Here is a 923-nt window from a genome sequence, read left to right on the forward strand (position 1 = left end):
GGAAGAAAGGGTGTGAGGATATGGTCTTATATATTTCCATTGGTGTAATTTTAATCTTTGTATTATGGGGGGCTATTGTACCTGATCAACTTGCAGCGACAGCAACTGCGTTATTTGATTTGTCCATAAAAAATTTCGGTTGGTTCTTTTTAATCTCAACCTTTGGTTTTCTAGTCTTCGCTTTTTATTTAGCCTTTAGTAAGTACGGACGTATTAAGCTAGGTAGTGACGATGATGAACCGGAATACGCAACAATCTCCTGGTTTGCTATGTTGTTTAGTGCAGGAATGGGAATTGGACTAGTATTCTGGGGTGTTGCCGAGCCCTTATCGCACTATCTGTCCCCGCCTGAAGGGGCGCCAGGAGCTTCTACAGAGGCAGCACGCTTAGCAATGCGGTATTCTTTCTTCCACTGGGGCTTGCATCCTTGGGCAATCTATACAATTATTTCTCTTGCTTTAGCCTATTTTCAATTCCGTAAAAATAAAAAAGGACTCATAAGTGCCGTTTTTTCACCTTTGCTTGGAAAAGTATCCGAAGGGTGGGTTGGAGCCACGATAGATATACTTGCAATTATTGCAACTGCGTTTGGCGTAGCTACGTCTTTAGGACTTGGAGCACTTCAAATTAACGGTGGTTTGAATCACATGTTTGGCATTTCAATTAATCCAATTGTTCAAGTGATCATTATCGGCGTGGTAACTGTATTATTTTTGATCTCTGCCACTACTGGACTAGATAAGGGGATACGCATACTAAGTAATACGAATTTGATCATCGCAGTCCTTCTGATGGCATTCGTATTTGTAGTTGGGCCTACCTCATTTATCTTGGATTTATTTACTTCCACATTAGGAGGTTATCTGCAAAATCTTGTGTATATGAGCTTGAGGATGACCCCATTCACACAAGGAACCTGGGTT

1 protein-coding gene is annotated in these 923 nt (G+C 41.2%); it reads left to right on the plus strand.

The features are described 5' to 3' along the window. Positions 1-20 precede the first annotated feature (20 nt). Positions 21-923 (plus strand): BCCT family transporter (locus AC1DUA_RS39185; protein WP_477504814.1); only part of this gene is annotated, 903 nt, incomplete at its 3' end.

Source organism: Paenibacillus sp. 01T422, assembly GCF_056398785.1.